Origin of the sequence: Streptomyces palmae, from assembly GCF_004684805.1 — a bacterium.
Classification (GTDB): domain Bacteria; phylum Actinomycetota; class Actinomycetes; order Streptomycetales; family Streptomycetaceae; genus Streptomyces; species Streptomyces palmae.
The window spans coordinates 1-3193 of record NZ_SRID01000548.1 but is presented as its reverse complement, the minus strand read 5'-3'; the positions used below and the strand labels follow the sequence as shown (position 1 = coordinate 3193).

3 protein-coding genes are annotated in these 3193 nt (G+C 73.6%); all 3 read right to left on the bottom strand.

Annotated elements, in window-relative coordinates:
• Positions 1-25: 25 nt before the first annotated feature.
• The 3 genes from E4099_RS30700 to macS all read right to left on the bottom strand — a co-directional run bounded on the left by E4099_RS30700 (position 26) and on the right by macS (position 3109).
• Positions 26-1054: a 6-phosphofructokinase gene (locus E4099_RS30700; RefSeq protein ID WP_135342374.1), complete on the bottom strand. Its 1029-nt coding sequence runs from the start codon at positions 1052-1054 to the stop codon at positions 26-28.
• Positions 1055-1208: 154 nt separating this feature from the next.
• Positions 1209-1901 carry a response regulator gene (locus E4099_RS30695; RefSeq protein WP_135342373.1) on the bottom strand — a complete coding sequence of 231 codons (693 nt, stop codon included), beginning with the start codon at positions 1899-1901 and terminating at the stop codon, positions 1209-1211.
• Entirely contained in the window at positions 1898-3109 is a 1212-nt protein-coding gene (macS, locus tag E4099_RS30690; protein WP_135342372.1) for a MacS family sensor histidine kinase, read from the bottom strand. The genes E4099_RS30695 and macS overlap by 4 nt, the downstream gene beginning before the upstream one ends.
• Positions 3110-3193 lie beyond the last annotated feature (84 nt).

Genomic DNA, 3193 nt, shown 5'->3' with positions numbered 1-3193 from the left:
GGACCGGGGCGAAGCCCGGGGCGCCTCAGCCGAAGAAGACCCCGGCCTCCGCGTACAACCCCGGATCCACCGTCTTCAGCTTCGCCGTCGCCGCCGCCAGCGGCACCCGCACCACCTGGGTGCCGCGCAGGGCCACCATGGTCCCGAAGTCCCCGTCCCGTACCGCGTCGATGGCGTGCAGTCCGAAGCGGGTGGCCAGCCAGCGGTCGAAGGCGCTGGGGGTGCCGCCGCGCTGGACGTGCCCCAGCACGGTGGTACGGGCCTCCTTGCCGGTGCGCCGTTCGATCTCCTTGGCCAGCCACTCGCCGACCCCGGAGAGCCGGACATGGCCGAAGGAGTCCAGCGAGGAGTCCTTGAGCACCGCGTCGCCGTCCTTGGGCATGGCGCCCTCGGCGACCACCACGATGGGGGCGTACCGGATCTTGAAGCGGGATTCGACCCAGCCGCAGATCTGGTCGATGTCGAAGCGCTGCTCGGGGATGAGGATGGCGTTGGCGCCGCCGGCCAGCCCGGCGTGCAGGGCGATCCACCCGGCGTGGCGACCCATCACCTCGACCACCAGCACCCGCATATGGGACTCGGCGGTGGTGTGCAGTCGGTCGATGGCCTCGGTGGCGATGTTGACGGCGGTGTCGAAGCCGAAGGTGTAGTCGGTGGCGGACAGGTCGTTGTCGATGGTCTTGGGTACGCCGACGCAGCGGATGCCGTACTCGTCGCCGAGCCGGGCGGCGACGCCGAGGGTGTCCTCGCCGCCGATCGCGATCAGCGCGTCCACCTCGTACTTGTCCAGGTTCTCCCGGATCCGCCGGACGCCGTTCTCCGCGCTGAACGGGTTGGTCCGGGAGGAGCCCAGGATGGTGCCGCCGCGCGGCAGGATGCCGCGCACCGCGGGGATGTCCAGGGGCACCGTCACGCCCTCCAGGGGGCCGCGCCAGCCGTCCCGGAAGCCGGTGAAGTCGTAGCCGTACTCCTGCACGCCCTTGCGCACGGCGGCGCGGATGACGGCGTTGAGCCCGGGGCAGTCGCCGCCGCCGGTGAGCACTGCGACCCGCATCGCATCTTCCCTTCTCCGTGAGCCGATGGTGAGTCGGTCCTGAGCCGGCCGGGAGGCGGCCGACACGGAGGGCAACGCTAAGGGGTGATCCGAGTCACATCATCGCGCCGGAAAACGAACTGGGCCGGGTGCGGCGGGAGTTGGCCGCCGGGGTTCACCCGGAAGAGTCGAGGCCCCGCTCGATGGCGTACCGCACCAGCTCCACCCGGTTGTGCAACTGGAGCTTGCCGAGGGTGTTCTGCACATGGTTCTGCACAGTGCGGTGCGAGATGACCAGCCGCTCGGCGATCTGCTTGTACGACAGACCCTTGGCCACCAGTCGGAGCACCTGGGTCTCCCGGTCGGTGAGCTGGGGGGCGGCCGGCTCGCCGGAGGCGGCGGGGGCCGGTTCGCCGGCCAGCCTCCGGTACTCGCCGAGCACCAGCCCGGCCAGGCCCGGGGTGAACACCGCGTCCCCGTCCGCCGTCCTGCGCACCGCGTCCAGCAGGTCCTCGGTACTGGCCGACTTCAGCAGATAGCCGGAGGCACCGGACTTCACCGCCTCCAGCACATCGGCGTGCTCGCCGCTGGCGGAGAGCACCAGCACCCGCAGCCGGGAGTCGGCGCCGACCAGCTCCTTGCAGACCTGCACCCCCGGCAGGCCGGGCAGATTGAGGTCGAGCACCAGCACATCGGGCTCCGCGGCCCGGGCCCGGCGCACCGCCTGCGGGCCGTCGCCCGCGGTGGCCACCACCTCGAACCCGGCCTCGGCCAGGTCGCGGGCGACCGCGTCCCGCCACATCGGGTGGTCGTCGACCACCATGACCCTGACGGCCGCCTCGGCCCGGTCGTCCGCCGCCCCGCTCATACCGTCGCCTTCCCACCCCGTGGAACCGTCAGTTCGACCTCGGTGCCCTGCCCGGGCGCCGAGAACCACTCGGCGTCGCCGCCGAGGTCGCGCAACCGCCCGCGGATCGACAGGGCGACCCCCAACCGCCCCTCCCGCTCGGCCTCCGCCAGCCTGCCTTCCGGGATGCCGGGCCCGTCGTCGCGGACCGTCACCGTCACCGCGGCCGGCTCGTCCTCCACCAGGATCCACACCCTGGCCTGCTCCCCCGCGTGCGCCCACACATTGTCCAGGGCCGCGCCGACGGCCGCCGCCAACTCTGTCGCGGCACCCGCCGCCAGCAGCACCGGAGCGCCCGGCTCCGCCAGGCTGACCCGCGACCCGGCGTGCGGGGCGAGCAGCGCCCGCAGATCGCAGGGCGCCCCGGGGTCGGCGGAAGGCTCCGGGAGCGGGCCGTCGGCCGCGCCCACAGGCAGCGGATCCGGTACCCGCTCCGGGTCCGCCTCGGCGGCACTCCGCTGCCGCCCCACCAGCCCACTGGAGACCAGGGTGCGCAGGGCGATCTCCTGCTCCCCGGCCATCCGGCCGAGTTCGGCCGCCTCGCCGCCGATCGCGGCACCGCGCCGCTGCACCATGGCCAGCACCTGGAGCACGCTGTCGTGGATGTCCCGGGCCAGCCGCTCCCGCTCCCGGGTGGCGGCCTCGATCTGCAGCGCGCGGGCCAGCGTCCGCTCACTGGCGCGGGCCACCTCCACCACGTAGCCGATCGTCACCCCGGCCACCCAGACCAGCACCACCGAGCGCACCACGCCCTGGGCGAAGCCGCCGCGCTGCACGATGTTGGCGACCGCCACCACCGTCGCGGCCCAGGCCGCCCAGCGCCAGCCGCCCTTGACGGCGAAGCCCAGCACCGCGCCCGCGGTCCAGATCGACGGCAGGGTGGCCACCCCCGCGGCGTTCCGCTCGGCGGTGTACGCGAGCGGGGTGAGCAGTATCCCGACGAGCGCCACGGCGAGGTCGGCGATGAGGAAGCGGCGGGTGCAGCGCTCGGCGGAGGCCGGAACGCGCACCGTGGCGAGCGTCCACCCGGTCAGCACCAGCATGTACGCGGCGGCGACCAGCGGACGGTCGTAGGTGTCCCAGGCCTCCACGAACAGCCCGATGGCGTACAGCAGGGTGAGCACCCGGTACCCGGCGAGCGCCTTCCACAGCGGCTGCTCCACGGACATGCGGACGACCTTCGCGGGCTTCGGTTCCCGCACCATCGCTCCCCCCGAGGACCCCTCCCGAGGCCCCTGCCACCCGCTGTCCGG

What these genes read in the sequence shown, in the direction of transcription:
- E4099_RS30700 (WP_135342374.1), bottom strand. Translation starts at nt 1,054, where the DNA reads ATGCGGGTCGCAGTGCTCACCGGCGGCGGCGACTGCCCCGGGCTCAAC.
- E4099_RS30695 (WP_135342373.1), bottom strand. Translation starts at nt 1,901, where the DNA reads ATGAGCGGGGCGGCGGACGACCGGGCCGAGGCGGCCGTCAGGGTCATG.
- macS (WP_135342372.1), bottom strand. Translation starts at nt 3,109, where the DNA reads ATGTCCGTGGAGCAGCCGCTGTGGAAGGCGCTCGCCGGGTACCGGGTG.